The organism is Pseudomonas sp. NFIX28 (assembly GCF_900107395.1).
GTDB lineage: Bacteria > Pseudomonadota > Gammaproteobacteria > Pseudomonadales > Pseudomonadaceae > Aquipseudomonas.
This window is the reverse complement of sequence record NZ_FNPW01000028.1, coordinates 1-26,959: the sequence shown is the minus strand read 5'-3', so window position 1 is coordinate 26,959 and position 26,959 is coordinate 1. Positions and strand designations below refer to the sequence as shown.

Sequence of the window (26,959 nt, the reverse complement as noted above, 5' to 3'; positions counted from 1 at the left end):
ACCCCGTAGCGCTGTTGGCTGTCATTCGAACGCTATGCTAGGTTGGCGCCTCGCCAGGAAAGCCGCTACCAGCAGGAGCGCAATGAACTCATGAGGACCGCACATGGCTGAGGCCACGCCCGCGCTTGAAATCCGCAACTTGCACAAACGCTACGGCTCGCTGGAGGTACTCAAGGGTGTCTCGCTGACCGCACGCGACGGCGATGTGATCTCGATCCTGGGTTCCTCCGGTTCCGGCAAGTCCACCTTCCTTCGTTGCATCAATCTTTTGGAAAACCCGCACCAGGGCCAGATCCTGGTAGCCGGCGAAGAACTCAAGCTCAAGGCCGCCAAGAATGGCGAACTGGTCGCTGCCGACGGCAAGCAGATCAACCGCCTGCGCAGCGAGATCGGCTTCGTGTTCCAGAACTTCAACCTCTGGCCGCACATGAGCGTGCTCGACAACATCATCGAGGCGCCGCGCCGGGTGCTCGGCCAGAGCAAGGCCGAAGCCATTGAAGTGGCCGAAGCCTTGCTGGCCAAGGTCGGCATCGCCGACAAGCGACACGCCTACCCGGCCCAGCTCTCCGGCGGCCAGCAGCAGCGCGCCGCCATCGCCCGCACCCTGGCGATGCAGCCCAAAGTCATCCTGTTCGACGAGCCGACCTCGGCCCTGGACCCGGAAATGGTCCAGGAAGTCCTCAACGTGATCCGCGCCCTGGCCGAAGAAGGCCGGACCATGCTGCTGGTCACCCACGAAATGGGCTTTGCCCGCCAGGTCTCCAGTGAGGTGGTGTTCCTGCACCAGGGCCTGGTGGAAGAACAAGGGTCGCCACAGCAGGTGTTCGAGAACCCGCTTTCGGCGCGCTGCAAACAATTCATGTCCAGCAACCGCTAACGGAGCAACACGCATGCAGAGCTATAAGAAATTCCTCCTGGCCGCTGCCGCCACTCTGGTGTTCTCGGCCAATGCGACGGCCGCCGACAAACTGAAGATGGGCATCGAAGCGGCCTACCCGCCGTTCAACAACAAGGACGCCAGCGGCCAGGTCGTCGGTTTCGACAAAGACGTCGGCGACGCCCTGTGCGCCAAGATGAAAGTCGAGTGCGAAGTGGTCACCTCCGACTGGGACGGCATCATCCCGGCCCTGAACGCCAAGAAGTTCGACTTCCTGATCTCCTCGATGTCGATCACCGACGAGCGCAAGCAGGCGGTGGATTTCACCGACCCGTACTACTCCAACAAGCTGCAGTTCATCGCGCCTAAAGACAAGACCGACTTCAAGACCGACAAGGCCTCCCTCAAGGGCAAGATCATCGGTGCGCAGCGCGCCACCCTAGCCGGCACCTGGCTGGAAGACAACCTGGGCGACGACATCACCATCAAGCTCTACGACACCCAGGAAAACGCCTTCCTCGACCTGACTTCCGGCCGCCTGGACGCGATCCTGGCCGACAAGTACGTCAACTACGAGTGGCTGAAAAGCGAAGCGGGCAAGCCTTACGAGTTCAAGGGCGACCCGGTTGAAGAAAGCGACAAGATCGGCATCGCCGTGCGCAAGAACGATCCGATCCGCGAGAAGCTCAACGCCGCCCTGAAAGAAATCGTGGCCGACGGCACCTACAAGAAGATCAACGACAAGTACTTCCCGTTCAGCATCTACTGATACTGACTGGCCTGCCCGGCGCCCTCCCCGAGGGCGCCGGTCCTTAGCAAAGCCTGCCGCGACTTGAATAACCACCCATGAATATCGATCTCTACGGATTCGGCCCGGCGCTCGCCGCTGGCGCGCTGATGACCGTCAAGCTGGCTCTTTCGGCGCTGTGCCTGGGGCTGGTGCTCGGCCTGCTCGGCGCCTTGGCCAAGACTTCCCCGTACAAGCCGCTGCAATGGCTTGGCGGTACCTATTCGACCCTGGTACGCGGCGTTCCCGAGCTGCTCTGGGTGCTGCTGATCTACTTCGGCACCGTCAACCTGATGCGCGCCCTGGGTGAGTTCTTCGGCAACCCGGAGCTGGAGCTCAACGCTTTTGCCGCCGGGGTCATCGCCCTCGGCCTGTGCTTCGGCGCCTACGCCACCGAAGTGTTCCGTGGCGCGATCCTCGCCATTCCCAAGGGCCATCGTGAGGCCGGCGTGGCCCTGGGCCTGTCGAAATGGCGGATCTTCACCAAGTTGATCATGCCGCAGATGTGGCGCATCGCCCTGCCGGGCCTGGGCAACCTGTTCATGATCCTGATGAAGGACACCGCGCTGGTGTCGGTGATCGGCCTGGAAGAAATCATGCGTCACTCGCAGATCGCCGTGACCGTGTCCAAGCAACCTTTCACCTTCTATATGGTGGCGGCCTTCATGTACCTGGGCCTGACCGTGCTGGCCATGACCGGCATGCATTTCCTGGAAAAACGCGCCGCTCGCGGCTTTGCGAGGAGCGCCCAATGAACTGGGAAGTGATCATCAAGTGGCTGCCCAAGCTGGCCCAGGGCGCCACGCTGACCCTGGAGCTGGTGGCCATCGCGGTCATCGCCGGCCTGTTGCTGGCCATTCCGCTGGGCATCGCCCGCTCGTCGCGCCTGTGGTACGTGCGCGCCCTGCCCTATGCCTATATTTTCTTCTTCCGCGGTACGCCGCTGCTGGTGCAGCTGTTCCTGGTCTATTACGGCCTGGCGCAGTTCGATGCGGTGCGTAACAGCGCGATGTGGCCGTACCTGCGCGATCCGTTCTGGTGCGCCACCGCCACCATGACCTTGCACACCGCGGCCTATATCGCCGAGATCCTGCGTGGGGCGATCCAGGCCATCCCGCCAGGCGAGATCGAAGCGGCGCGGGCGCTGGGCATGTCCAAGCCCAAGGCGCTGTTCTACATCATCCTGCCGCGTGCCGCGCGCATCGGCCTGCCGGCCTACAGCAACGAAGTGATCCTGATGCTCAAGGCCAGCGCCCTGGCCAGCACCGTGACCTTGCTGGAACTGACCGGCATGGCCCGCACCATCATTGCCCGCACCTACCTGCCGGTGGAGATCTTCTTCGCCGCCGGGGTGTTCTACCTGCTGATGTCCTATGTGTTGGTGCAAGGCTTCAAGCTGCTGGAACGCTGGCTGCGCGTCGAGCAGTGCCAGGGCCGCTGAACGCACGCCCCCTGTAGGAGCGAGGCTTGCCCGCGAAAAACGATAACGCGGTGTACCAGACAACCCGCGACGTTCTCATCGCGGGCAAGCCTCGCTCCTACGGACCACACCCTGAGCAGCCCAGCATGCCCTCCATCCTCCAAGGTCCCGAACTCCTCAGCCGCTTCCAGGCCATGGACCGCTTCCTGCTGGACCATCAACAGCTCTGGCGCCCACGCCCCTTCACCGAGCTGCGGCTGCCGTGGGAAGCCCAGCACCGCGAACTCGCCCAGTGGCTGCGCCAGCGCAGCCTGGACGACGCCGAGGCCAGCCATAACCATCCCGAATTGCTCGATGCTCCCGCGCCCTTCCCCGAGCTGGCCCAGACCGCCGCCACCCTGGGTGCCGTGGCCGAGTTGCCGATGCATGAGGTGCCAGCCGCCCGCCAGCGTCTCAATGTCGATGTGCCCGGGCGCAAATGGCAGCAGATCGAAGCCTTCGCCGCCTGCCTGGAATTCACCCAGGCGCCCGGCCACTGGCTGGACTGGTGCTCGGGCAAGGGCCACCTCGGCCGCCGCCTGCTGCAGCCCGGGCAACAGCTGACCTGCCTGGAAGTCGACCCGGCCCTGGTCGCCAGCGGCCGGCAACTGAGCGAACACCATCGGCTGCCGGCCAGCCACCTGCAGCAGGACGTACTGGCCGCCGACGCCGCTGCCCGCCTGAGCATTGAGCACACCCCGGTGGCCCTGCACGCCTGCGGCGACCTGCATGTGCGCCTGATGCAATTGGCCAGCGAGCGCGGCTGTCGCCAACTGGCTATCGCGCCCTGCTGCTACAACCGCATCGACCGCTCCGAATACCAGCCGCTCTGCGCCGCCGCCAAGGGCTCGGCGCTGCAATTGTCCCTGGACGACCTGGGCCTGCCGCTGAGCGAGACCGTCACCGCCGGCGCCCGGGTACGTCGCCAGCGCGACCGCTCCATGGCCCGCCGCCTGGGCTTCGACCTGCTGCAACGCCAACTGCGCGGCAGCGATGACTACCTGCCCACGCCGTCACTGCCCGCCAGCTGGCTGGACAAACCCTTCGCCGACTATTGCCGCGACCTGGCGGCGCTCAAGAACTTATCCACAGTCGGCCCGCAGGATTGGCCGGCGCTGGAAGCCGCCGGCTGGCAGCGCCTGGCCCAGGTCCGCAACCTGGAGCTGCTGCGCGGCCTGTTCCGGCGGCCATTGGAGTTGTGGCTGGTGCTCGATCGCGGGCTGTTTTTGCAGGAGCAGGGTTACCGCGTGCAACTGGGCCTGTTCTGCCCGACAGCGCTCACTCCCCGCAACCTGATGCTGCTGGCGGAACGCGCATAAGTTGGATCCATCATCCTATCCAACCTGTGGATAACTCTGTTGATGAAATCCCATCAAAGCCGCTGAAAGCGCATGCTACAGGCTCAATACACCGCTGGTCATTTTTTGTTCATGAAAATAAATCAGCGAAAAAACAGCCAGTTGCGGCGAATTGAGAACGGATCCACAAAATCGGCGAAAATCGCCGCGCGGCAGCCATCGATTGTGCATAAGCGTCAACGACAAAGGACATAACAGCCGAAAACCGGGACCCGGCAGGCGGCAAATTGCGCCCCGCGGCGGCGCTTGTTATACAGACGCAGGCGCTCGCGGGCGCGTCAAAGCCAGAACCTTTGTGACTGACGGGAAAAGACAGTGACGTTCATTTCTTATGCACAGAATTTCGAAGACATCCGCCTGTGGCGCGCCCTCAAGCACGTTGAAAACGGCTTTTATATCGACGTCGGCGCCAACCACCCCACCGCCGATTCGGTAACCCGCGCGTTCTATGATCGCGGCTGGCGCGGCATCAATGTCGAGCCGGTCCCGAGCTATTACCAGGCGCTGTGCCAGGAGCGCCCCAGGGACACCAACCTGCAATGCGCGGCCGGCGACAACGCCGAGGCCCTGACCTTCTACGGCATCGCCGACACTGGCCTGTCCACTCTCGACCCGGCCCTGGCGCAGCAACACAAGGACGCCGGCATGCAGGTGCAGACCCAGATCGTCAGCTCGCGCACCCTGAGCGACATCTGCGCGGCGCATGTCGACGGCCCCATCCACTTTCTCAAGATCGACGTCGAAGGCCACGAAGAAACCGTGCTGCGCAGCATGGACTTCAGCCGCTGTCGGCCGTGGATCCTGCTGATCGAAACCCCGTGGAGCCGCGACCAGGCCTGGGAAACCCTGGTCACCGGCGCCGGCTACCACCCGGTGGTATTCGACGGCATCAACACCTTCTACCTGGCCGAAGAACACCTGAACCTCAAGGGGGCCTTCGACATCCCGCCGTGCAACCTCGACGAATTCCAATTCAACCCCGGCCACCGCTTCGTCGCCCCGGCCACCGACCTGGAACAGGCCCTGATCGCCGAACGCCAACGCGCCGACCGCGCCGAGGCGGCCCTGCACGCCCTGCGCAACAGCCGCTCCTGGCGCGCCATCGAAAAACTCAAGAAAGTGCTGGTCCGCGGCTAAAGCCCGAAGCAAAGCAAAAATAGTCAGATTTCAGGGGTTTACAGAACCCCGCCAATCGCTATAATCGTCGCCCACACGCCGGTATAGCTCAGTTGGTAGAGCAACTGACTTGTAATCAGTAGGTCCCGGGTTCGACTCCTGGTGCCGGCACCATACAAGGTTCCAGAGAAGGCTTTCAAAATCTCTGAACCCCCCGAAAAAACCCGCCTTCTGGCGGGTTTTTTCGTTTTGGGGTTCTGTCGGTTTCCATCAGGTGAATTCCAACCGTTTTAGGGCCTAGAGAAGATCGGGCAAAGCGCTGTCGTTGGCAGCAACCCCAGGTAGCCAGAACCTTTAAGGCTACGCCCCACCGTGGTGGCTCTTCCAAAGTGCGATTAGCGTCCGGCGGCTCGCACGGTCACAGCGATGTGATGGATGCCTACTTTTACCAGTGTGCCCACTGCGGCAACTTATCCCCTTTCACAGCTGCCCTACCTATCCGCTTGGCCATTCCCGTGCGCCAACCTGCGCCCGTCTCTTCTTCCGGAAAGAGACGGGCGCTCCTACCGCTGCTGCAACCCAAATCGTAAAAGGCTTTGCGGCATTCCCCCTCGTGACAATCGGCATGACAAACACCGAAAAGTCACCAGCAACAGCGATGCAGATGATGGTGCCGCAGCCCACGGAATGGACTGCACCTGACTGACAGTCAGGCATGCCCCGGTCATCGCATCACTGCCTTCACCCGACTCAGGATCTCGCGGCGCCGGTCTCGTCAGCCAGTGCAGCCTCCACCCGCCCACTTCTTCGGAAGTGCTCAGGACGCCAAATCATGAGATGCCCAAGCTCCCGGTCGTAAGGAGCCGCCAGTCCCGCGTTAGTGGACAACCCTCACAGGTCGCAGGGACCTTGATCCCTGATAACACTAAACATTCTTGGCGGGATGACGTGGGGAAGGTTTTAAAAGTATTGGCTTCGAGAGGAGTTCGATCATGGCACTGGTGGGCAGGCGAGATGGACGCAATTTTGGCTATGGCCGGCAACTGAGCTATGCCGGGCCGCAAGCGCTAAAAGATCTGTTTGGCGGCGGGCATTACGGGACTGTCAAAGCGCACAGTGATCGGTGGCAGGCGTTTGTGCGCTGGTGTCGTTCGGAGGATGGGCCAGGGTTCAACGATGCGCGAAAAATTGTTCGGCAGACCTTGCTGGACTACGCCGGGTATCTGCGGCAGCAAGTCGAACAAGGAGCTATCGGCATCGCGACCGCGCAAAATCGATTGTCCAGCGTGAATCGAACCATGGCCGCGCTTCGCGGTGATCAGTCCGTGAAAGTACCGAGCCCAAGCAAGGCATTGGGAATGCAGCGGGCGAGTGTTCGTCGCTCAGTGCCGCAAGGCCAAGACCGCGAATACGTTAAGCGGATCGTTGACGAGCTTTGCGAACATCAGCAGCCGCGCGCTGCCGCCATCGTTCAGTTAGCGCGAGCCACCGGCATGCGTTTGCGTGAGGCGATTTTGGCCGATCTTCCTCGACTGCAACGGGAAGCCGAGCAACTCGGGAGGATCAACATCCAGGACGGAACAAAAGGTGGGCGCAGCGGAGCAACAGCAGCTCGCTGGATCATGGTGGATGACCATGTACGCGAAGCACTCAGATATGCCGAGCAGGTCTTACCGCATGGCAGCCACAACCTACTGGCACCGAACGAGAGCTACCTCGATTTCCAGCAACGCGTCGTACGCCCCGCCCGAGACGTCCTCCATACGCACAACCTCAAAGGCTTCCACGAACTGCGTGCAGCCTATGCGTGCGAACGCTATGAGCAAATCACCCTCTATTCCGCGCCCATCAATAATGATGGGCGGTGCGACCAGTTTGACCGGCCCCTTGATCGGCAGGCCCGAGACCAACTCAGCTATGAACTTGGGCACGGCCGTATCGACGTGGTATCGGCTTACATCGGTGGTCGAGCATGAGTAAGCCATTCGATATGGAGCTGTTCCTGGTGGGCGTTCTGACCGGATCGCACTCCACCCGCATGCGTCACCTTCGTCAGGCGAAGGCCATTCAAGCGGCGATACATTATCGCTGGCACCTAGACAATCCATGGACCTGGCAGCGAAAACATATCGATTGGTTTCTAAATCAGCACCTGAACCAGCGCACTGAATCCACGCGCTATTACTATCTGCTGACCGTGCATTTGCTCACTATTCGCTTAGGTAAGCCATGGCATTTCAAGGTCAGCATCTATAGGGGACCTCGGGAGAGACGCTGACCAACGTTTTCACCCGACTTGATCATTGCACGCAAAAAGGGCGACAGGCCTAGATCGGCCAGGGGTGGAAAGCCGGCATGGTCCACTTTGCTCCCCGGTGAGGATGGTCGGTAACGGCATCCGCTGTTGCTAGCCAGCCACCTGCCCTAGAAAGGCGGGGAGTTCTCATGCTTGGCCTTCCGTGGATAAAGCTCGGCAGCCCTGCGGAATGCCCGGTGACAACATCCATGTTAACGGTCAATCTATGCGCCAGATAACGGCTCATTTCCCCAGACCGCTTTTGGCAACCAATGAACTACAACGATATGTGGCATCGGACGCGATAATTCATCAGCCGGTGCTACGCACGACAAAAGGTCACCCCCCAACTCTAGAGCGTTGTGGACGTATTCGGATATCGCGTGGCGCGTTGGCTAATCGTGCTGGGAAAAACAAGGTGCGGCATAGCCTGGCTGCTTAATAGTTCAGGGGGCAGTCGTAGTCAAACAGGACAAGCAAATGAGCAAAGCAGGTATTCAGTCCAATCGAGGCGATGGTTACCAAACGCTGGTTGCCTTTGACTGGGCTTTGAGCGTTCTTTCGGAGCCTGGTTACCAGTGGCTTGAAGTAGATTCAGTAAGCGGGTCAGTGGACGATGTGGTGATCGGCAAAGTAGATGGCACCAAAATTTACTGCCAATGCAAAAAAAACCAGACGCTGCATAAGGCCTGGTCTACTGCCGACCTCGCCGACGAATTGCGCAAGGCAATCAGCTTGTTGACCAGCGATCCGACAGCGGAAATTCGCTTCTATTCGCGCAGCGCGTTTGGTGATCTCTCAAGACTGCGGGAATACAGCACCAACTATGCCGATGAAGCAACCTACCAAACCAATCTGGGCAAGGCGCTCCAAGAGTCAGATACCGAACTAGGAAGTCTGCTTGTCGAACAGGCGTCAAATCTTTCAACCTACCAGTTCCTACAACGCACGACGTTTGAAATCAGTCCAGAACTGGATCGCATGGAGGCATTTCTGCGCGAGCGTTTGTGGCGGTTGGTAAGCAACGGTTCAGCGGCTTACAACACCCTATGGACACGCCTTGACTACCTCGGAATGCGCGTTAGCGGCCACGGCGAAAGTAGCGCTACGCAACATCGACTGACAAAGGACAACCTGAAAGTCTTGCTGGACAACGCAGGCTCGATGCTGACCCCTCCCATGGACATGGTAAAGGTTCGTACTTCATTCAAAAGCACTTCTGCCATTGGCCGGTCATGGCGCAGAGATATTGGCAGTGAAAGCGTTTCGAATCCATCCGTCAACGAACTCATCGAAGCCATTGAAGCCAAACATGGCTCTATCTTGCTCACCGGTTTGCCGGGATCTGGCAAGACCTGCGTGATGCTGGCAGTGCAAGAAGCACTGGAACAACTCGCCCAAACCCGCACTGACCTACTGCCGCTGTTCATTCAATCGCGCGAGTTCGCCGACATCGTCACTACGCAAGACCGTCAAGCCCTAGGCCTGCCTGAACATTGGGTAGAAGGAGCGGCACGCATGGCGGAAGATGCGCACGTGGTCGTAATGATCGACTCGTTAGATGTACTTTCCATTGCCCGTGAACACAGCGTACTTACGTACTTCCTTGCCCAAATTGATCGTCTGCTGCTGGTTCCCAATATTACCGTTGTCACTGCCTGTCGCGACTTTGACTGTCATTACGATCGGCGTATTGCCCAGCGCAGTTGGGGTAAAAAAATCACCTGCCAGCCATTGGAATGGGATACCGAGATAGCGCCGCTGCTCGTAAAACTCAGCATTGACGCATCGGCCACCGATACGACCACGCGCGAATTGATTTGTAATCCACGTGAATTGGCCTTGTTTGTTGAATTAGCGCAGCAAGGAGGTAGCTTCAATGTAGTGACCAGCCAAGCGCTGGCACAGCGCTACCTTGCCACGATCGTGCAGGCCAATAGCGCACTGGGCGATGCCGCCATGCAAGCCATCGAAGCCATCGCGGCTGAAATGCTAAAGTTGCGCAGTCTTGCGGTGCCACGTCAGCGATTCACCGCCTCACAAGATATTCAACGTGCACTTCTCAGTAATAAGGTGCTGCATGAGACGCAGGATGGGCAACTGACATTCGGGCACCAGACGCTGCTCGACGTGTTGGTGATCAGCGGCGCGGTACGCCAAGCTGTTACTTTGAACGCATTCATACAACGTTTACCGCCCGTGCCTTTTGTGCGCCCCAGCATTCGCAGCTTTGTCACGCAGCTGACAACCGGAGATCGACGCGAATTCCGAAAACAGCTGCGTACTGTTTTGACAGGCAACAATGCCTTCCATATTCGCCGTCTTGTGGCGGAAACCTTTACAGAACAACCCCCACACGATGACGACTGGCTTCTTATACGCGACCTGCGCAACCAGCATCGTGATGTCTTTCAGGTGATCTACACCCAGGCGGCTCGGGTGGAATGGCATCACTTCTGGATGAAGCATCTAGTACCGTTTTTGAAAGATACCCGCGATGTTGACGGGTTAACGATGCATGTGCACCGAGTATCTCAATGGAAAAATGACGATGCCGTAGGGGTGTTCGCATTTTGGACCGAGGTACTGGCACTGGATGGGGTGGATAATACCCAGCTGACAAACTCTATTGCACATGCGATCACGCAAGTCCATGCAGACCATTCGGCGGTGCTTGTGCCTTTGCTTGTCGAATTGCTTAAGTTACCGAGGCAAGAACACAGCTTTCTCGGGCATGCACTCGCGCGCTGCGTAAAAGATGGCGGTATGGATGATACGGTTCTGTGGCGTTATGTCGCTGGCGAAGTCACCGACGAAGATGTGCTTGCCTATAGCTTTGACAAAAAGCTGCACTGTCAACCGCATGAGTTTGGGACAAGCAATAAAAGTTTTCTCGCAGATCGAATGCGAAAGTCCACGGCATTGCTTGACCTGGCTATAGCATCGATTGAGCGATGGAGCCAAATCAAGAACTCACGCTATGGCGAGGCTCCGAAAAATTTTTGGAGCGGCTTCCTACACCAAACGTCATACAACGACGCACACACCCAGACCGACCACCGGCACCTTGATAGTGAACGCATACTGCTGGATGCCGTTGAAACCGCCATCGTGCATCACGCAAACACGCAATCGAATTGGTGGAAAAGCAACAGCGAACGTCTGTGCTTCAGCACAGAAGGCGCATTGCGCTATTTCGCCATCCTCGCATGCATGGCAGCACCAACCGCTAACCTGGATGTGATTGGCCGCATGCTTTGCAACAAAAAGCTGCTCGAATCCGCTTTGTCGTATGAACTCGGCACGCTTATACAGACCACTTTTCTGCACCTTGATGCGGCTACGCAAGACGCAATACATTCGACCGTTTTAACCCTTCACCTGGAAACTGCAACTGACCCGAAGCACCATGCATGGGCGCTCCGAGATCAAGCGCAACTAATTCTTACCATCCCCTGCCATCTGCGTTCAGCCGACGCACAGGCTGTATTGGACGAGTGCGAAAAAGAAATATGGCCTCTGATTCGCCAGCCGGACATTCACATGCGTGGAGGAATGGTTAGCGCACCGTTTTCTTTCGAGGTGTTTCTTGGTGCAAGCGATGACTCCGTGCTGGGCCTGCTGAATCACTACAAAGCGCATGCCAGTAGCCCTTTTGATGACTTTCTGATGGGGGGAGAGAGAGAGGTTGGCTCACAATTACGTGAGGCGGCTTCGCGCCACCCCACCCGTTTTATGAGTCTTTTATCAGCCAACTGGGAGCGGATCTCGGACCGCTTTCGAGACGACCTCATGGAGGGCATTGCGACCTACCTGGCTCACCGCTACGGCAACTTGCAGGTAAATGGCACTTGGTCACCCAAAGATGAGCCCAATGCGGCAGCGTTGGTGCAGCAAATCCTGAATGAGCTGGAAGCGCATCCGAGTCATTGGCACCACAACCGCGTCGCATCCAAAGCAATAGAGAGCTGTGCGCACGTAGTTGAACTGTCACAGGACGCTACGCGGCTAGTGTCTTTGGCTGCGGATTTTTCGACACTACAGGAGGAGAGCTCCATCTCAGGGGATTCCGTTGACTTGGTCACAGCTGGCATCAATATGGCCAAAGGGAACGCAGCGGAAGCCTTGATGATCGTGGCCAATCAACTTGAAAAGAACGGCGTACCGTGGCCCCAATTGCTACCGAATGCGCTGCGCCTATTTGCCGCAGACCCGCACCCCGCTATTCGCGCCCTATTGCTGCGGCGTATGCCCTATTTGCAAAGCCATCACCCTGAACTTGGCTGGGAGCTGTTTGGCCTTACCATGCAGGAGAAATCCCCCGGACTTTGGCCAATAGCCGAATCTAGCCTGTATTACGCTTACTACCAAAAATTCGAAATTGTCGCTTTGTGGCTAGCACGTCTTTATCGCGAAGGCAGCAACAAGGATTTTGAGACTTGGGGGCGTATATCCGCACTGGCAGCTCTTTCGAAACGATTGGAGTTTTCTTCCCTTCTCGTAGAAATCAACGCAGGGGAAACCGTCGAAGCGTGGTGTGGTGCGGCGAGTGTTTGGACTCACAGCGACAACATTCAGCAGCACCGGGAACAGTGTCTTACCGGTCTTGAGGCTGGCTTGGATGCAGAGAATCATTATGCTCTTGCAGTTGCCCGCAAATTCCGCAACCTCTTCCAGGAGACAAAGCCGCTGGTTGCTGTACCCATTGAGCTAATTCGGCGCTGCTTGTTCTTGCTAGGAACAGAAGCTGATTCTGCACGAAACGACATCTATGGCTTCGATGCATGGCTGAACGCTATGTCACTTCGCGATCCAATGTATGCATTAGAAGCAACCGAGATTTACCTTGATTTTGTTCGACAGACAAAACCCTATCTATACGACCATGAGAACAACCTCACACAACTGCTAACCCGCCTTTTCGCGCAGGCTGAAGAACAGGAGGAGTCAGACGGTGGTGCCATGCTGCAGCGAGTGGTAGCGACGCAGGATTCGCTGCTGACTCTGGGTGTCGACGGCATGAATGACTGGCTTAAAGCCGCGGAGCGTCCATGACCATAAATAGCGAAACAGGTGCTTTACGAAGGCATCGCCATAAAACTCATGAGATTCATGCGCAGCACCAACCACAAAAATCCACCGACTCCAAAGGGTGATAAAAGCAGCGATCACAGCGATACGGCTGTAACCCTCCGGAGAACGGCCTGCGGCAAGCCAACGATTTGGGTGCCAAGTAGCCATCTGCATCCTGATGTGCCTATTTTTATAGCTATCAACAAGCGAGCGCACCTCTTGAGGTAGTTTTAGAGGTAGAAAAACGCAGTCTCATAGATAATAACGACCGTCATCAATAAGTTATTGATTGGTTCGACTCCTGGTGCCGCACCATACAAAACAAAGCCCCGCAACGCGGGGCTTTGTTGTTTCTGGCTGTTGTAAACGCCACTTAGTTCGCCTTGATCGTCCACATTGCGTCCACGCTGGCGAAAACGGTCCCTGGCGCTGGGCGCGCTCAAGTGTGTCGGGCGGATCCGCGAGCCTGGTGGCCGACATGAACCGCCAACTGGCCGTTCATCCCCCATCCACCGCCAGGCAACGCCGCTGCCTTCACTGCAGCGCCAGCCAACCAACGTGCTGGGGAAAGATAAAGCCCCTCCCCCTTTAAAAATTCAGCCTGAACACTGTCCGCCAGAGGTTTTTAATCGGCGAGGTACAGTGCTTATCCCAATTGCGCTGCCACCATTCATCCTCGTTTTTCACTTCGCTCTCGATGTCGCTACCCGCCAGCGTTGCTGGCTGCTGACGGAACAACATCGGAAAGGCGCAGTGCTGCTTTATGCGTTTCTTGAAAATCACGTCAACGGGCGTGCCGTTGTACGGGGTGTTTGCCAGGATCTGACAGCCTTCACGGGACAGGATATAGGCGTGCAGCGCAACGACGCGGCCCCGGGCAATGAAGGGGAACCAGGTTAGCCAGGTCCTGCCCATGCTGTACCCCAGGTGCAGCACTTCAAATCGCCGAGTACGGATGAATTTGTTGATCCAGCGGATGGGGGTCGCCTTCAGTTCATACGGCGCAACGTCGTCTTCAAAGATCAACACCCGCTCAAGCCCACGCTCGAGCGCATTCCGGGCCAGGTCCTGGTGCGATTCGAAGCAGCCACGGACAGGGTCTGCGTGTCGCTCCACGACATGGAACACCACCGGATTTCGGATCAGGCTTTGTACTGAATCGCGGAACAGCTCTCGCCGGTCTGTTCGCTCTTTCAACGAAATGCAGTAGGCGGCATCCACGTCGAACATGAACTTTTCGCCTGAGCCCTGAATCTTTTTTGACACCAACTCCTTCCCCCAAAAACGATAAAGGCGCGGTTAGCCGCGCCTGTTGCGTGGATTATGGCGAAACGATGGCGAGGGAATTGTATGGAATTTGTTACGACTGATTCTCAATAACACACTTCCACTGCTTTTATCGGGAGAGCTGATCGGCGGCTGGAAAGTGGTGCGCAGAGGGCATTGAAGTTCTCGCGGCAGCCTCCCGTGGTAACCGCAAAAAACTTGAATGGCAGGTTCCTCCAGCGGCGGCCTTGATTCGGAGTTAATGCCCCACACCCGCGTAATCCGTGGCCTCCAGCGAGGCGCTAGCAGGGCGGTGCTATACTTTTTTAGCTAGTAATACGCGTGTGGCGTTATCCAGAGCGGCGGGGAAATGGTCTGGAATTGCAGATAACGACTGCAGCAAAAGGGGGCCTCTGCGGCGATGAAGTAGGAGGTGTCTCATGAACCGACACTATTACATCAGCGATAACCTCGACGAGCTGGAAACCGTTGAAAGCGAACTGGAAGCCAGCGGTATCAGTACCGAGCAGATTCATGTGCTCAGCGACCGGGATGCGGATGTGGAACAGCATCACCTGCATGATGTGAACTCACTCATGAAGCAGGATGTCGTTCATTCCGGCGAGATTGGCGCGGTCATTGGCATACCACTCGCGGCATTGGTACTGCTCGGTGCCTATCTGGCAGGTTGGACCGAGTCCGCGGCAGGCTGGGTGCCATTTATCTTTCTGGCGATCGTGATACTGGGATTCTGCATCTGGGAAGGCGGCTTCTTCGGGATCCAGGTGCCCAACAGCCACTTCAGCAAGCTGAAAAAGAACATAAAAGATGGCGAGCACATCTTCTTTGTGGACGTCGAACCCGATCAGGAACCCGTCCTGGACCAGGTCATCAGCCATCATCCACAACTCCAGGTCGCCGGCACCGGCGCGGCAGCGCCTCACTGGATAGTGGCCTGGCTACAGAAATGGCATCAGTTCAAGCGCACGATCTAGGACGCGGCGACGCTTGAATGCCGGAGGCGGAAGCCGGTCATTGCCCGAGGAAAATCCCCCGGGTGGAAAACACGTAGTCCGCCTCGGCTGCCATCAGGCCAACCAGCACCAACAGGCACAAGGGCGGGACGAGGATGGCGTAGACCATCGCCAGGCGCTCCCAGGCCATGTGCATGAAGATGGAGACGATCAGGCCGGCCTTCAGCAACATGAACACCAGGATCAGCGACCACCTGAAGTAGCCCTGGAAGTGAAAGTAGTCGACCAGGTAGGACAGGGTGCTGAGCACGAACAACAGCCCCCAGATCTTCAGGTACAGGCTCAGTGGATGCTGTTGACCTTGTGCGTGCGCCATCGCCGGTACTCCTCTGCGGACTCACCATAAATAGAAGAAAGCGAAGATAAATACCCACACCAGGTCTACGAAGTGCCAGTACAGGCCGGCTATCTCGACGATCTGGTAGTTGCCGGAACGCTCGTAGTCGCCCCGCAAGACCTTGAAGGCGACGATGCACAGGTAAAGCACGCCGAGCGATACATGCAGCCCGTGGAAACCGGTAATCATGAAAAAGCTGGCGCCGAACTGCTCCGCGCCCATGGGGTTGGACCAGGGCCGCACGCCTTCGGCGATAAGCTTGCTCCACTCGAAGGCCTGCATGCAGACAAAGGTCGCACCAAAGGCAGCGGTCGCCAGCATCAGGGCCGCGCATTTGCCGCGGACGCCGCGGTAGGCGAAGTTCACGGCCATGGCCATGGTGCCGCTGCTGCTGATCAGCACGAAGGTCATGATGGCAATCAACACCAAGGGAATCTCGACGCCAGCGATGGTCAAGGCGAACACTTCGCTGGGGTTCGGCCAGGGGACGGTGGCGCTCATGCGCACCGACATGTAGCCGGTCAGGAAGCAGGTGAAGATGAAGGTGTCGCTGAGCAGGAAGATCCACATCATCACCTTGCCCCAGGCCACCCGCTTGAACACGTCCTGATCCGAGGCCCAGTCGCTGGCGACGCCCTTCCATCCCGGTACCAGCGTATCGGGCGCAGAGGGTGCGGGCTCTGCCGGAGGGGTTGCTGAAGGCAATGCCATGGCGTCACCTCAGGCCGCAGAATGCGGCGATGGCTTGATAGGTTTCCGGCGTGCTGGTCAGCAGGACCAGAAGAACGATCCACAGCCCCAGCAGGTAATGCCAGTAAATGGCACAGAGCTCCACGCTGGTTTTCAGTCGCGACAGCGCAACGCCCCGCTGGAACCGGGCGCAAGCTCTGCCCCAAGCCACCAGGCCTCCCAGCAGGTGCAGCCCGTGCATGCCGGTCAGCAGGTAGAAGAAGCTGTTGGCCGGATTGCCCGAGACGAAATAGCCCCAGTCGACGAACTGCTTCCAGACCCAGAGCTGCCCTCCCAAAAAGGCGATCGTAAAGACCCCGCCCAGGGCAAAACCGAGGCCGGCGTCCTTCAATGCGCCCCGCCGGGCGGCCCGCCGCGCCCACTGCAGGCTGATGCTGGCCAGTACCAGCAGGACGGTGTTCAGCCACAGTTGCCGCGCGCTGGCCAACGGCGCCAGGGGATCGGTCAGAGGTTGCCAGTCCACCATTTGCGAACGCGCGATAAAGGCCAGCAGGAACAGCAGAAACAGCGAACTCACCGCCCCGAGGAACAGGCGCAGGCCCAATATTGCGACTTTCTCCCTATCGATGCCCCGTGGGGCGCGAGCCTGCTCGGGGGGCTGGTTCCAATGGCCTCCGGCGCCGGCGCTGTCGATGTTTTTCAATAGCGGCCCGTTCATGGTTTTTCGTCCGCGACGCCGGCTTCTGCACTGCGCCGCCTCATCTGTTCCAGGGCCTCGGCGGAAACCGTCTGTGGAACGAAGTCCTGCTCTATCCCCGGCACGCTGTAGTCATAGGCCCAACGATGCACTACCGGCAGCTCGGGGCCCCAGTTGCCATGTTTGGGCGGAGTGTCCGGCGTCTGCCATTCCAGGCTGGTGGCCTTCCATGGGTTCGGGCCCGCCGGCTTGCCCTTGAAGGCACTCCAGAACAGGTTGAAGAGAAACACCAGCTGGAATGCCGCGACCGTCAGCGCGACAACCGTGATGAACGCATTCAGTTGCAGCGCCGATTGCGGAATGAACTCGTAGTCCTGCCAGGCGTAATAGCGGCGCGGCATGCCCAGCAGCCCCAGGTAGTGCATCGGGAAGTAGATGCAGTAGGTGCCCAGGAAGGTTATCCAGAAATGCAGCTTGCCCAGGGTGTCGTTCAGCAGGCGTCCGGTGATCTTCGGAAACCAGTGATAGATGGAGCCGAATATCACCAGGATCGGCGCGACGCCCATGACCATGTGGAAGTGAGCCACCACGAAATAGGTGTCCGACAGCGGGATATCCACAATCACGTTGCCCAGGAACAACCCGGTGAGACCGCCAACCAGGAAGGTGACGATAAAGGCCAGGGCAAACAGCATCGGCACCGTCAGGTGAATGTCGCCGTGCCACAGCGTCAGCACCCAGTTGTAGACTTTCAGCGCGGTCGGCACGGCGATCACCAAGGTGGTGGCGGCAAAGAAAAAGCCGAAATACGGGTTCATCCCGCTGACGTACATGTGGTGCGCCCAGACCACGAAGCTCAACACGCCGATGGCAATGATGGCCCAGACCATCATGCGGTAACCGAAGATGTTCTTGCGCGCATGGGTGCTGATCAGGTCGGACACCAGGCCAAACGCCGGCAGCGCGACGATGTAGACCTCCGGATGGCCGAAGAACCAGAACAGATGCTGGAACAGTATCGGGCTACCGCCCTGATGCGCCAGCGACTGCCCCATGGAGATGACCGCCGGCATGAAGAAACTGGTGCCCAGCAGCTTGTCGAACAGCATCATTACCGCACTGACGAACAAGGCCGGAAAGGCCAGCAGCGCCAGGATCGAGGCCATGAAAATGCCCCAGACCGACAGTGGCATGCGAAACAGGGTCATGCCGCGAGTGCGCGCCTGCAGCACCGTGGTCACGTAGTTGAGCCCGCCCATGGTCGCGGCGACGATGAAGATCGCCAGCGACACCAGCATCAACACGATGCCCCATTCGGTGCCCGGAGTGCCCTGGGTGATCGATTGCGGTGGATAGAGCGTCCAGCCCGCCCCGGTGGGCCCGCCCGGGACGAAGAAGCTGGAAAGCAGCACCAGCACCGAGAGCAGGTAGAACCAGAAACTCAGCATGTTGACGTAGGGGAAGACCATGTCCCGGGCGCCAATCATCAGCGGAATCAGATAGTTGCCGAAACCGCCCAGGAACAGCGCCGTCAGCAGGTAGATGACCATGATCATGCCGTGCAGGGTCATCGCCTGGTAATAGGTGCTGGCATCCATGAACTCGAGGCTGCCGGGAAAGCCGAGCTGCATGCGCATCAGGCCGGACAGCACCAGGGCGACCAGCCCCACGGAGATCGCCGTCAAGGAATACTGGATGGCGATGACCTTGTGGTCCTGGCTCCAGATATAACGCGTGAAGAAACTCTTGGGTTCGTGCAGGACTTCGGGTTCTGCATGTTCGACATAAGCCATCAGGTCATCCTCCGGGTAAGTTTCGGAGTATTTCCGGCTGTTTACGGCGACTTGCCCGATTCCACCTTGCCGGCATCAACGTCGACAGCAGCTTTCGACTTGATGAAGGCGATCAGGGCGTCCAGTTCCTTGTCGTTGGGGGTAAAGGTCGGCATCACTGCGGCGTAGCCCTTGACGATCGCCGCGCCAGGGCGGAGCACGGACTCCCTCAGGTAGCCCTCGTCGGCCTTGATCCGAGAGCCATCGGCCAGGGTTTGCGTCTTGCCGTACAAGCCCTGCCAGCTCGGGCCGACGCCCTGGCTGCCGTCGACACTGTGGCACGCCAGGCAACCCAGCGATTCGGCCAGCCGCTGTCCCTGCGTCACCAGCTCGTCAGGTGTGCCTGCCGGGGCTTGTTCCGTCTGCCCCACGGCACTGAGCGACTTGATGAACGCCACCACGGCGGCCAGTTCATCTTGAGTGAAAGTATAGGCCACCATGACCGGCGGATAACCCTGGGCCAGCCTGGCCTGCGGCTCGAGAATCGACTCCTTGAGGTAGGCCTCGTCGACCTGGACGCGGCTGCCGTCGACCAGCAGTTCCGTGCGGCCGTACAGGTCCTTCCAGCCCGGGCCCAGGCTGGCGCTGCCGTCCTGGCTATGACAGGCGCGGCAGCCATGGCTATCGACCAGCTGGCGGCCTTTTTCCAGCAGGCTGTCCTGGCTCGGCGCAGCGATGCGCGCCAGCGTCTGGGCAAACGTCGGCTGGCCGGCCAGCCATTGGTCGAACGCGCCCTGCTGCTCGACGATCAGGTGGCCGCGCATGTTGTAGTGGCCCAGGCCGCAGAACTCCGCGCAGAGTATTTCAAACTTGCCGAGCCTGGTCGGGGTGAACCAGAAATGCGACACCATGCCCGGCACCATATCCATCTTCGCGCGCATCTGCGGAACGTAGAAATCGTGCAGCACGTCCTTTGAACGCAGCAGGACCTGGACCGGCCGGTCGATGGGCAGGCGCACTTCATTGCTCATCACCAGCACATCGTCCTGCCCCGCGGGGTCCTTGCGATCAAGACCGAGCGCATTGCCCGGCTCGACCCACTTGACGTCCGACCTGCCGAGTTTGCCGTCCTGTCCGGGAAAGCGGAAAGACCATTGCCACTGCTGGGCGACCACTTCGAGCTGCGAAGCGTCGTGCGGCACCTGGACGAAATCGTTGTAGACCACCAGGCCGGGCGCCAGCATGCCGATGATGCCCAGCGAGGTCAGGATAATCAGCCACCCTTCCAGCTTCCTGCTTTCCGGCTGGTAGTGCGCCCGGGCGCCTTGCCGATGACGAAAGCGAATCACGGCGACGGCCATGAATACCGTGATGGCGATGAAAAAAATGCCGGTGATGACCAGCGTGATCAGCAGCGTGGTGTCTATCGACCCCCAGTTGGAGGCAGCCGGCGTCATGTGCCAAGGAGCAAGCAGGTGAAACAGCACCGAAGCGACAACCACTAGAACCAGGATGATTGCAATTGCCATTTTCTGCTCTTCCTGTGCCGGTTGTTCTGTGGTCATGCACACGCAACGTCGCTCAACCGCAGCGCCACACCGATGCTCAACCCACCTCCCAAGCCTGCTGGAACATTGCCTCTATCCCCGGGGCAAATCTCCTGGAAAGTATAGTGCGCCCCGTCGGACGTGCGCCGCCGCCCCATATACAGGACGGGCGGTCAGGGGCTGTTTTCGACTCACAAAAAAGCCCTCGCGGCGATGCGAAGGCTTTGTTGTTTCCAGGGCACACCCGCTTTGAATCCTCACCGCGTTCGCTTCAGCGCTTCTCCTGCATCTACGACAAGTCAGCAGCCAAACTGACGCCTGATTGGATAGCAGCACATATCAGCCGAATTACTTGAGCCACCCCAGGTATTTGCCAATCCCCCAAAGAACAAATAACAGCGCTCCTCCAAAAAGTGCAGCCGCGTACGAGAGCTTTATCATTCGACGCAGCGGGCCAGGAAAGCTTTTGTAGTCCTCGGCATCCAGATCACCACCTTTCAGCGAACGCTTGTAGAAGGTCAGCATGCCGCCCACGCTGATCAGCATGAAGAAACGAGTAAAGGGATCTTTCCCCATGGCAGAACGTCGCAACTGGATACCGCGTGAGTTGCTCAAACTGCTGAGTATTTCGTTCATCCGGAAATAGGCGAAGTACAGCTGCATTCCAATGAATAAAAACGCCAATGCAAAACTCGCGATCACCAAGATAAAAAAAACATCTTCAGCCTCAAACATCCCTATTCACTCCACTCATACACTTTCTCCCGACCTCCCTAATCACAAAAGTCATGGCTATTTCCTGCAAGCGGAATGAGCCTGAATGCTAACGAGCAAGGTATTCGGAAAGATTTAAGGCACTTCTCAAAACACTGGGCGAGATGGCTTCAGCAGCCAATCTTTCCTCGGACTCGTAACCCCCCTTTTCCCGAAAGGCCGCCCGTCATGCTCAAATAGCCCCCCGCTTTTGCCACACGCCACACCCGATCCGGAGCCGAACATGAAAACAACCGCCGCCCTGACCTTGGCCCTGATGCTCAACCTGCTGACGCTTCCCGCCCAGGCAGAAGCAGTGGGCGATGCCGAGGCCGGCGGCAAGCTGTTCAAGCGCATCTGCGGCGGCTGCCACAATGTCGGGCCCTCGGTGCGCAGCTCTTTCGGGCCGCAGCTCAATGGCATTTTCGGGCGCACGGCGGGGAGCGTGGCGGACTATCACTACTCCGACGCAATGAAGTCGTCCGGCATCGTCTGGACCCGCGACAAGCTGGTGGCTTATCTGGAAGACCCAAAGGCCGTGGTGCCCGGTACGCGGATGATCTTCTGGGGGCTGAGCGATCAGGAGAAGATCGACAACCTGCTGGCTTATTTACAGAGCTTTCAGGTGCAACAACCCTGAGTGACCTGACAAATCAAAGCGGCGCCGAATCCTCAACGTGCGCTTCGCGCCCGATCGCAGCCTGGCGGCAGCGGCTACAGGTGACTGCGGGGCTGTTCAGGACGGAGCAACGCCCACAAAAAAGCCCCGAACCAGTCGGGGCTTTTTTTATTGCAGGCCCGGTATCAGGCCGCGATCAGGCATTCATCAGAACACGTTGATCGGGTAGTCGACGAACACGCGCAGTTCGTTACCGCTGTCGTTGTAGCCGCTGGATTTCTGCGATACACGCAGGATCGAGCTGCGAACCTTGACGCTCAGGTCCTTGGCCGGGCCGCTCTGGACCACGTACTTGAACTGGTTGAAGATTTCGCGCTCGGTGCCGCCAGTAGTGGTCTGGCCCTCGCTGTTGGTGGCGGTGATGTTGTCGCCACGCACGTAAGCCAGGTTGTAGGTCAGGCCCGGTACGCCGAAGGCGCCGAAGTCCAGGCCGTAGCCCAGCTGCCAGCTGCGCTCGTCTTCCGCGTTGAAGTCGGACCAGAAGGAGTTGGCCAGGTAGATGGTGTTGCCGCCATCGCCCACGCGCTTCTGCTCTTTCTGATAGCCGCCATAGGCGTAGCCCAGGTTGCTGTCGCCGGTGCTGCGCTGGTGCGCCAGGGTGAACGAGTGCGGGCCGGTGACGTAAGTGGCTGCCAGGCTCCAGATCTTGTTGTCCTGGCCGCCTGCTTCTTTGAACTCAGCGTAGGACTTGTCCAGCTTGGTGCGGTAGCCGTTGAAGTCCAGGGTCAGGGACTGGTCGGTGGCCAGCGGGAACACGTAGTTCATGTTCACGTACTGCTTCTTCAGTACGTCTTCGACGTCGGAAGCGTACAGCGAGCCCTTGAACTGTTCGGTGAACTGGTAGCTGCCGCCCAATACGTTGATCGACTTCAGGCCACCGCTGTCATGGCCTTCGGCGCTTTTACGCGACTCGGCGGTGAAGCGACCGGCGTTCAACTCCAGGCCCTTGATCTCTTTGGAGGTGATCAGGGTACCGGTGTAGCTTTCCGGCAGCAGACGACCGTTGTCGTAGCTCAGCACCGGCAGGGCCGGCATCTGGTCGCCGTAGGTCAGGACGGTGTTGGACACGCGGAACTTGACCGCGGCGCCGGCCTTGGCCAGGTCGCCTGCCGGGCTGTTGTTGTCGCCTTCGCTTGGCTTGAAGAAGTCGATGCCCTGGCCGCCGCTGTGGCTGCCTTTATCCAGGCGCAGGGCGTACAGGCCGAAGGCATCGACGCCCACGCCCACGGTGCCTTGGGTGAAGCCCGACGAGAAGGTACCGATGGCCGCTTGACCCCACTCGCGCTGGTCATCGTTACCGTTTTTCTTGTCGCGATTGATGTAGGCGTTGCGCAGCAGGATTTTCAGGCTGCTGTCTTCCACAAAACCCTTGGACTCAGCCTGCTCGTTAGCCATGACGTGAGTACTGCTCAGAATCCCCAGTGCGATCAGACCGATCCGCTTGTTCAACATTTTATTTTCCTTATTACGGTTTGTTGACGCGCTGTGGTGCTCCTTGGAAACGGCGCTTAGGCGCTCTTTTTTCAGGCCAGAACAAAAAGACCCGCCCACGAAAAATCGCGGCGGGCCTTTTATTATTTGAATGTCATGGCCGTTGGCCACAGGCGTTGGCGCGAATCCTAGCCGTGCCCAGAACAGTGTGTCAATTTCAAGAATCGTCTGAAAATAGGCAAAAATCGTCTAAGAACTTAACGATCCTTGATTGCCAATTGCACGGTATGGCTGTCGACGAACTGTTCGAAGTGCGTGACCTTGCCGTCCTTCAGCGTCCACAAATGGGCGACGCGGGCATTCAGCGGCTTGCCCGTGGCCTTATAGATGCCGCTGTAGTTGCCGTAGGCGAACACCTTGTCGCCCTGGGCCACATAGTTCTCGACGGTGAAGGCAAAACCCTCCCACTCGGTGGCCAGGCGCTTGAAGACGTTTTCCACCACGGCATCGAAACCGACGTAGGTGCCGGCGTAGGGAAAGCCTGCCGCTTCGGTCCAGCGCGCGTCCGGAGCCAGGGCGGCGGCGGTGTTTTGCGCGTTCTCCTGGGAGTTGGCGCCTTCGTAGGTGCTTTTGATCAGTGCCAGGTTATCCATGGGTGACTCCGCAAATGAGTGGGGGGTTCAAAGGGCGCAACCGCTCAGGCCGCAGGCTTGCAGGCTGGGTGAAACCTCCAGCGCGGGCGCACCGAAGGCCTCGCGCAGCCAGTCGGCGAACGCCTGCGGCTTGCCCAGCCAGGGGCTGATATCGAGCAGCCTGAACTGACCGTCCTGCTCCAGCAGCAGGGTCGGGAAACCCTGGCCGCCGACCCGGGCCAACAAGCCACGGCTGGCCTTGATGTGCTCGTTCAAGCTGTTCGCCGCGGCGTACTCGAAGGCTTCTTCGAACTCGTCGCGCTCAAAGCCCAGGCCTTGGGCAAGCTCCAGTAGCACCTCGACATCGGCGATGCGGCGCCCTTCGACGTAGTGCGCCGTCTGCAAGCGCCCGAGCAATTCCAGGCCGCGCCCGGCAAGCACCTGCGCCGCCAGCACCGCGGCAATCGGCGGGGCCGAATCGAAAACCGCCGAATGATCGCGCAGCAAGCCTTCGAAGTACGCCTCGCCGAACGGCTGCCCGGTGTATTCGGCAATGCGCCGGTCATGGGGCATGACGTAGTCGCGCAGTTGCGGCGAAACCTTTTGGCAGTTGCGCCCGGTCATCATGCCGCCGCCATGGGCCACCACCGGCAACACCGCCTGCGCGGCCTGCACCAGCGGTTTGGCGCCGTAGCACCAACCGCACAAAGGGTCGTAGATGTAATGAAGGGTCGCTGCCGACATGCAAGGCTCCGGGACAAGGCCGATAAATTTCGATGACGCAGACTATGCCTGCGGCCCACGGCGAAAAACGCTGGAATGGCTTTTAGTTTGTTTCGCGATCCGGTCGAATCAGCTTTGTGTCCAGTTAGTCACCGTTCATGACAACCCTGACACAAATTGAAACAACCCGCCCAGTAAGGGCTCCAAGAATAATTAACGAAAGTAAATAGCAAGCATTACCATTCGCACCCACTGTTTCCCACCCCCTCTGGATGCGTTTTTTCATGCCTGCCCCCTTCCGCCTGACTCCCATCACCCTTGGCTTTTGCGCCTCGCTGACGGCCGGTTTCACCTGCGCCGCCCCGACTACCCTGCCGGCGACCGCCATCAGCGCAGAAGTCGATGCCGACGACCCACGGGTCAAGGAAGTCAGCACCGCGACCCGCACCGCCACGCCAGTGCGCTACGTGCCGCAAGCCATCGACTCGGTGAAGACCAGCAACGTGCTGGACTACGGCATCAACGACCTGGGCACGGCCTTGAGCGGCATTCCCAACGTCAGCAGCGGCGCCGACACGCGCTTCGACAGCCTGCGTATTCGCGGCTTCGACGCCAGCAACGACTTCTACCTCGACGGCGTCCGTGACGACAGCCAGTACGTGCGCGACCTGCACAACATCGAGCGCATCGAGGTGCTCAAGGGGCCGGCGGCGGTGCTTTACGGCCGGGGCAGCCAGGGCGGGATCGTCAACCGGGTGAGCAAGCTGCCGCAGTTCGGCCGCCATTCCAGCGTCGAAGTCAAAGGCGGCAGCGAAGACCTGCGCAGCCTGTATGCCGACCTCAGCGCCGACCCCAGCGAAAACATCAGCCTGCGCCTGAACATGGGCAACCAGGACAACAACAGCTTCCGCGACGGGGTCAGCGGCAGCCGCCAGCTGTTCGCGCCGTCCATGAGCTGGCAGCTGACGCCAGACCTGAACTGGCTGGTGCAGTACGAATACAGCCGCTACAACCGCACGCCGGACCGCGGCATCCCGGGGATCGACGGGCGCCCGGCGGACGTCAGTCGCGACACTACTTACGGCGACCAGCGCGACTACATCGACGACAAGTCCCAGTCGCTGCGCTCCAAGCTCAGCTACGAGTTGAACGAGAACTGGCAACTGCGCCATACCCTGAGCCTGTTCAAGCTCAACAGCGATTTCGACAACACCTACCAGACCGGCTACAACAGCCTGACCAAGCGGGTGAACCGCCAGCGCTGGCAGCAGGACCTGAACACCCGCAACCTTTACAACAACCTAGAAGCCGAAGGCACCTTCGAGACATTCGGCCTCGAGCATCGGCTGCTGACGGGTGTCGAACTGGGCAGCCAGCGACGCGATCCGAAGCTCTATACCGCCGCGGCGGTCAACGCCGGTGGCCAGGCCGTGCCGTCCCTGGACCCGTTCAACCCGGATAAGAACATGCGGCATACCGGGAAAATGGTGGCGTCCAGCTACAACCACAGCGAGGTGGAAAGCCGCGCCGTGTATATCCAGGACCAGCTGCGCCTGAACGATCAGTGGCAAGTGCTCGCGGGCCTGCGCTACGACAACTTCAACGTCGAGACCCACAACAAACTGCGGGATATCAAGGACGACCGCGACAGCCATAGCACCAGCCCGCGCCTGGGCGTGGTCTGGACCCCGCTGGAAAACCATTCCTTCTATGCCTCCTGGAGCAAGAGCTTCTCGCCGGTCGGCGGCGGGCTGATCGGCATCACTCCCAACGCCAACGGCAACACCAACGACCTGAGCCCCGAGCGCACGCGGCAGAAGGAAATCGGGGTCAAGAGCGACTGGCTCGACGACCGCTTCAGCACCACCCTGGCGGTGTATGAGCTGGAGCTCTACAACCGTCGCAGCCGCAGCGTGGAAGACCCGAACGTGATCCTGCTGACTGGCCTGCAGCGCTCCCGCGGCGTGGAACTGACCGCGGCCGGCAAGATCGTGGGCAATTGGTCGATACGCGGCGGCATCGGCCTGCAGGACGCGACTGTGGTCAAGAGCAATAACGGTGATGAAGGCAACCGGGTGAACAACGTGGCCAAGCGCAATGGCAGCCTGTTCGTGACCTGGAAGCCGGAGATGGGCTGGTACGCCGAGACCGGCCTGACCCTGGTAGGCGATCGTTATGCCGACAACGCCAACAGCGTGGTGCTTCCGGGCTACGGCCGCTGGGACGCCCTGGCCGGCTTCCGGCAGAAGGACTGGGACCTGCGGGCCGCGCTGAACAACATCAGCGACCGCACCTACTATTCCTCGGCCACCAGCGCCGGGCAGATCCAGTTCGGCGACCCCCGCAGCCTGGTGGTAACCGGCACCTACAGCTTCTAAGCGAACAAACGCCCTGCCGTCCCGTAGGAGCGAAGCTTGCTCGCGAAAAACGAT

General features: G+C 59.3%; 22 protein-coding genes and 1 tRNA gene. 13 read left to right on the top strand and 10 right to left on the bottom strand.

The window, feature by feature from the left end:
- Positions 1-103 precede the first annotated feature (103 nt).
- The 10 genes from BLV20_RS30165 to BLV20_RS30115 all read left to right on the top strand — a co-directional run bounded on the left by BLV20_RS30165 (position 104) and on the right by BLV20_RS30115 (position 12,948).
- A complete protein-coding gene (locus BLV20_RS30165; protein ID WP_007922616.1) occupies positions 104-877 on the top strand; it encodes an ABC transporter ATP-binding protein in 774 nt (257 codons plus the stop codon).
- Positions 878-890: 13 nt separating this feature from the next.
- The gene (locus BLV20_RS30160; RefSeq protein ID WP_092306007.1) at positions 891-1,646 is read left to right on the top strand and encodes an ABC transporter substrate-binding protein; all 756 of its coding nucleotides are present in this window, start codon (positions 891-893) and stop codon (positions 1,644-1,646) included.
- Positions 1,647-1,723: 77 nt separating this feature from the next.
- The gene (locus tag BLV20_RS30155) at positions 1,724-2,419 is read left to right on the top strand and encodes an ABC transporter permease (protein ID WP_092306006.1); all 696 of its coding nucleotides are present in this window, start codon (positions 1,724-1,726) and stop codon (positions 2,417-2,419) included.
- The gene (locus BLV20_RS30150; RefSeq protein ID WP_007922607.1) at positions 2,416-3,105 is read left to right on the top strand and encodes an ABC transporter permease; all 690 of its coding nucleotides are present in this window, start codon (positions 2,416-2,418) and stop codon (positions 3,103-3,105) included. Before BLV20_RS30155 ends, BLV20_RS30150 begins: the two co-directional genes overlap by 4 nt.
- Before the next feature lie 125 nt (positions 3,106-3,230).
- Positions 3,231-4,442, top strand: coding sequence for a methyltransferase (locus tag BLV20_RS30145; RefSeq protein ID WP_092306005.1), 1,212 nt, complete (start codon positions 3,231-3,233; stop codon positions 4,440-4,442).
- Positions 4,443-4,796: 354 nt separating this feature from the next.
- A complete protein-coding gene (locus tag BLV20_RS30140) occupies positions 4,797-5,618 on the top strand; it encodes an FkbM family methyltransferase (RefSeq protein ID WP_092306004.1) in 822 nt (273 codons plus the stop codon).
- Between the two features lie 77 nt (positions 5,619-5,695).
- A tRNA-Thr gene (locus BLV20_RS30135) sits at positions 5,696-5,771 on the top strand.
- Positions 5,772-6,589: 818 nt separating this feature from the next.
- The gene (locus BLV20_RS30125; protein ID WP_092306003.1) at positions 6,590-7,573 is read left to right on the top strand and encodes an integrase domain-containing protein; all 984 of its coding nucleotides are present in this window, start codon (positions 6,590-6,592) and stop codon (positions 7,571-7,573) included.
- Positions 7,570-7,875 (top strand): hypothetical protein, encoded by a 306-nt coding sequence (locus BLV20_RS30120; protein WP_047544167.1) that lies wholly within the window; start codon positions 7,570-7,572, stop codon positions 7,873-7,875. The genes BLV20_RS30125 and BLV20_RS30120 overlap by 4 nt, the downstream gene beginning before the upstream one ends.
- Before the next feature lie 498 nt (positions 7,876-8,373).
- Positions 8,374-12,948, top strand: coding sequence for an ATP-binding protein (locus BLV20_RS30115; RefSeq protein ID WP_092306002.1), 4,575 nt, complete (start codon positions 8,374-8,376; stop codon positions 12,946-12,948).
- 606 nt (positions 12,949-13,554) lie between these two features.
- On the opposite strand, the gene BLV20_RS30110 is transcribed toward BLV20_RS30115, so the two are convergent.
- The gene (locus tag BLV20_RS30110) at positions 13,555-14,196 is read right to left on the bottom strand and encodes a glycosyltransferase family 25 protein (RefSeq protein ID WP_092306014.1); all 642 of its coding nucleotides are present in this window, start codon (positions 14,194-14,196) and stop codon (positions 13,555-13,557) included.
- Positions 14,197-14,672: 476 nt separating this feature from the next.
- Here BLV20_RS30110 and BLV20_RS30105 point away from each other — a divergent pair, with 476 nt between their 5' ends.
- A complete protein-coding gene (locus tag BLV20_RS30105) occupies positions 14,673-15,227 on the top strand; it encodes a hypothetical protein (protein WP_092306001.1) in 555 nt (184 codons plus the stop codon).
- 37 nt (positions 15,228-15,264) lie between these two features.
- On the opposite strand, the gene BLV20_RS30100 is transcribed toward BLV20_RS30105, so the two are convergent.
- The 6 genes from BLV20_RS30100 to BLV20_RS30075 form a co-directional block, all read right to left on the bottom strand.
- Positions 15,265-15,582 (bottom strand): cytochrome C oxidase subunit IV family protein, encoded by a 318-nt coding sequence (locus BLV20_RS30100; RefSeq protein WP_092306000.1) that lies wholly within the window; start codon positions 15,580-15,582, stop codon positions 15,265-15,267.
- 21 nt (positions 15,583-15,603) lie between these two features.
- Positions 15,604-16,314 (bottom strand): heme-copper oxidase subunit III family protein, encoded by a 711-nt coding sequence (locus BLV20_RS30095; protein ID WP_092305999.1) that lies wholly within the window; start codon positions 16,312-16,314, stop codon positions 15,604-15,606.
- Between the two features lie 4 nt (positions 16,315-16,318).
- The gene (locus BLV20_RS30090; protein ID WP_092305998.1) at positions 16,319-17,011 is read right to left on the bottom strand and encodes a cytochrome c oxidase subunit 3; all 693 of its coding nucleotides are present in this window, start codon (positions 17,009-17,011) and stop codon (positions 16,319-16,321) included.
- Positions 17,008-18,783 carry a cytochrome c oxidase subunit I gene (gene ctaD, locus BLV20_RS30085; RefSeq protein ID WP_092305997.1) on the bottom strand — a complete coding sequence of 592 codons (1,776 nt, stop codon included), beginning with the start codon at positions 18,781-18,783 and terminating at the stop codon, positions 17,008-17,010. The genes BLV20_RS30090 and ctaD overlap by 4 nt, the downstream gene beginning before the upstream one ends.
- Positions 18,784-18,824: 41 nt before the next feature.
- Positions 18,825-20,291: a cytochrome c oxidase subunit II gene (locus tag BLV20_RS30080; protein ID WP_092305996.1), complete on the bottom strand. Its 1,467-nt coding sequence runs from the start codon at positions 20,289-20,291 to the stop codon at positions 18,825-18,827.
- Positions 20,292-20,657: 366 nt separating this feature from the next.
- A complete protein-coding gene (locus BLV20_RS30075; RefSeq protein ID WP_092305995.1) occupies positions 20,658-21,044 on the bottom strand; it encodes a hypothetical protein in 387 nt (128 codons plus the stop codon).
- A 262-nt stretch (positions 21,045-21,306) separates the two neighbouring features.
- On the opposite strand from BLV20_RS30075, the gene BLV20_RS30070 reads away from it, so the two are divergent.
- Positions 21,307-21,702, top strand: a complete 396-nt coding sequence (locus tag BLV20_RS30070) for a c-type cytochrome (RefSeq protein WP_092305994.1) — start codon at positions 21,307-21,309, stop codon at positions 21,700-21,702.
- A 186-nt stretch (positions 21,703-21,888) separates the two neighbouring features.
- On the opposite strand, the gene BLV20_RS30065 is transcribed toward BLV20_RS30070, so the two are convergent.
- From BLV20_RS30065 to BLV20_RS30055, 3 genes are all read right to left on the bottom strand, one after another.
- Positions 21,889-23,193 (bottom strand): OprD family porin, encoded by a 1,305-nt coding sequence (locus BLV20_RS30065; protein ID WP_092305993.1) that lies wholly within the window; start codon positions 23,191-23,193, stop codon positions 21,889-21,891.
- 236 nt (positions 23,194-23,429) lie between these two features.
- Positions 23,430-23,825 carry a nuclear transport factor 2 family protein gene (locus BLV20_RS30060; RefSeq protein WP_092305992.1) on the bottom strand — a complete coding sequence of 132 codons (396 nt, stop codon included), beginning with the start codon at positions 23,823-23,825 and terminating at the stop codon, positions 23,430-23,432.
- A 27-nt stretch (positions 23,826-23,852) separates the two neighbouring features.
- Positions 23,853-24,548 carry a DsbA family protein gene (locus tag BLV20_RS30055; protein ID WP_092305991.1) on the bottom strand — a complete coding sequence of 232 codons (696 nt, stop codon included), beginning with the start codon at positions 24,546-24,548 and terminating at the stop codon, positions 23,853-23,855.
- Positions 24,549-24,811: 263 nt separating this feature from the next.
- On the opposite strand from BLV20_RS30055, the gene BLV20_RS30050 reads away from it, so the two are divergent.
- Entirely contained in the window at positions 24,812-26,905 is a 2,094-nt protein-coding gene (locus tag BLV20_RS30050; protein WP_092305990.1) for a TonB-dependent receptor, read from the top strand.
- Positions 26,906-26,959: the final 54 nt, after the last annotated feature.

Bases quoted from the DNA above. Each gene is read 5' to 3' on its own strand.
- BLV20_RS30160 (WP_092306007.1), top strand. From the start codon at position 891: ATGCAGAGCTATAAGAAATTCCTCCTGGCCGCTGCCGCCACTCTGGTG.
- BLV20_RS30070 (WP_092305994.1), top strand. From the start codon at position 21,307: ATGAAAACAACCGCCGCCCTGACCTTGGCCCTGATGCTCAACCTGCTG.
- BLV20_RS30080 (WP_092305996.1), bottom strand. From the start codon at position 20,291: ATGGCAATTGCAATCATCCTGGTTCTAGTGGTTGTCGCTTCGGTGCTG.
- BLV20_RS30150 (WP_007922607.1), top strand. From the start codon at position 2,416: ATGAACTGGGAAGTGATCATCAAGTGGCTGCCCAAGCTGGCCCAGGGC.
- BLV20_RS30060 (WP_092305992.1), bottom strand. From the start codon at position 23,825: ATGGATAACCTGGCACTGATCAAAAGCACCTACGAAGGCGCCAACTCC.
- BLV20_RS30055 (WP_092305991.1), bottom strand. From the start codon at position 24,548: ATGTCGGCAGCGACCCTTCATTACATCTACGACCCTTTGTGCGGTTGG.
- BLV20_RS30145 (WP_092306005.1), top strand. From the start codon at position 3,231: ATGCCCTCCATCCTCCAAGGTCCCGAACTCCTCAGCCGCTTCCAGGCC.
- ctaD (WP_092305997.1), bottom strand. From the start codon at position 18,783: ATGGCTTATGTCGAACATGCAGAACCCGAAGTCCTGCACGAACCCAAG.
- BLV20_RS30075 (WP_092305995.1), bottom strand. From the start codon at position 21,044: ATGTTTGAGGCTGAAGATGTTTTTTTTATCTTGGTGATCGCGAGTTTT.
- BLV20_RS30110 (WP_092306014.1), bottom strand. From the start codon at position 14,196: ATGTTCGACGTGGATGCCGCCTACTGCATTTCGTTGAAAGAGCGAACA.
- BLV20_RS30095 (WP_092305999.1), bottom strand. From the start codon at position 16,314: ATGGCATTGCCTTCAGCAACCCCTCCGGCAGAGCCCGCACCCTCTGCG.
- BLV20_RS30105 (WP_092306001.1), top strand. From the start codon at position 14,673: ATGAACCGACACTATTACATCAGCGATAACCTCGACGAGCTGGAAACC.
- BLV20_RS30120 (WP_047544167.1), top strand. From the start codon at position 7,570: ATGAGTAAGCCATTCGATATGGAGCTGTTCCTGGTGGGCGTTCTGACC.
- BLV20_RS30090 (WP_092305998.1), bottom strand. From the start codon at position 17,011: ATGAACGGGCCGCTATTGAAAAACATCGACAGCGCCGGCGCCGGAGGC.
- BLV20_RS30155 (WP_092306006.1), top strand. From the start codon at position 1,724: ATGAATATCGATCTCTACGGATTCGGCCCGGCGCTCGCCGCTGGCGCG.
- BLV20_RS30115 (WP_092306002.1), top strand. From the start codon at position 8,374: ATGAGCAAAGCAGGTATTCAGTCCAATCGAGGCGATGGTTACCAAACG.
- BLV20_RS30125 (WP_092306003.1), top strand. From the start codon at position 6,590: ATGGCACTGGTGGGCAGGCGAGATGGACGCAATTTTGGCTATGGCCGG.
- BLV20_RS30100 (WP_092306000.1), bottom strand. From the start codon at position 15,582: ATGGCGCACGCACAAGGTCAACAGCATCCACTGAGCCTGTACCTGAAG.
- BLV20_RS30065 (WP_092305993.1), bottom strand. From the start codon at position 23,193: ATGTTGAACAAGCGGATCGGTCTGATCGCACTGGGGATTCTGAGCAGT.
- BLV20_RS30165 (WP_007922616.1), top strand. From the start codon at position 104: ATGGCTGAGGCCACGCCCGCGCTTGAAATCCGCAACTTGCACAAACGC.
- BLV20_RS30050 (WP_092305990.1), top strand. From the start codon at position 24,812: ATGCCTGCCCCCTTCCGCCTGACTCCCATCACCCTTGGCTTTTGCGCC.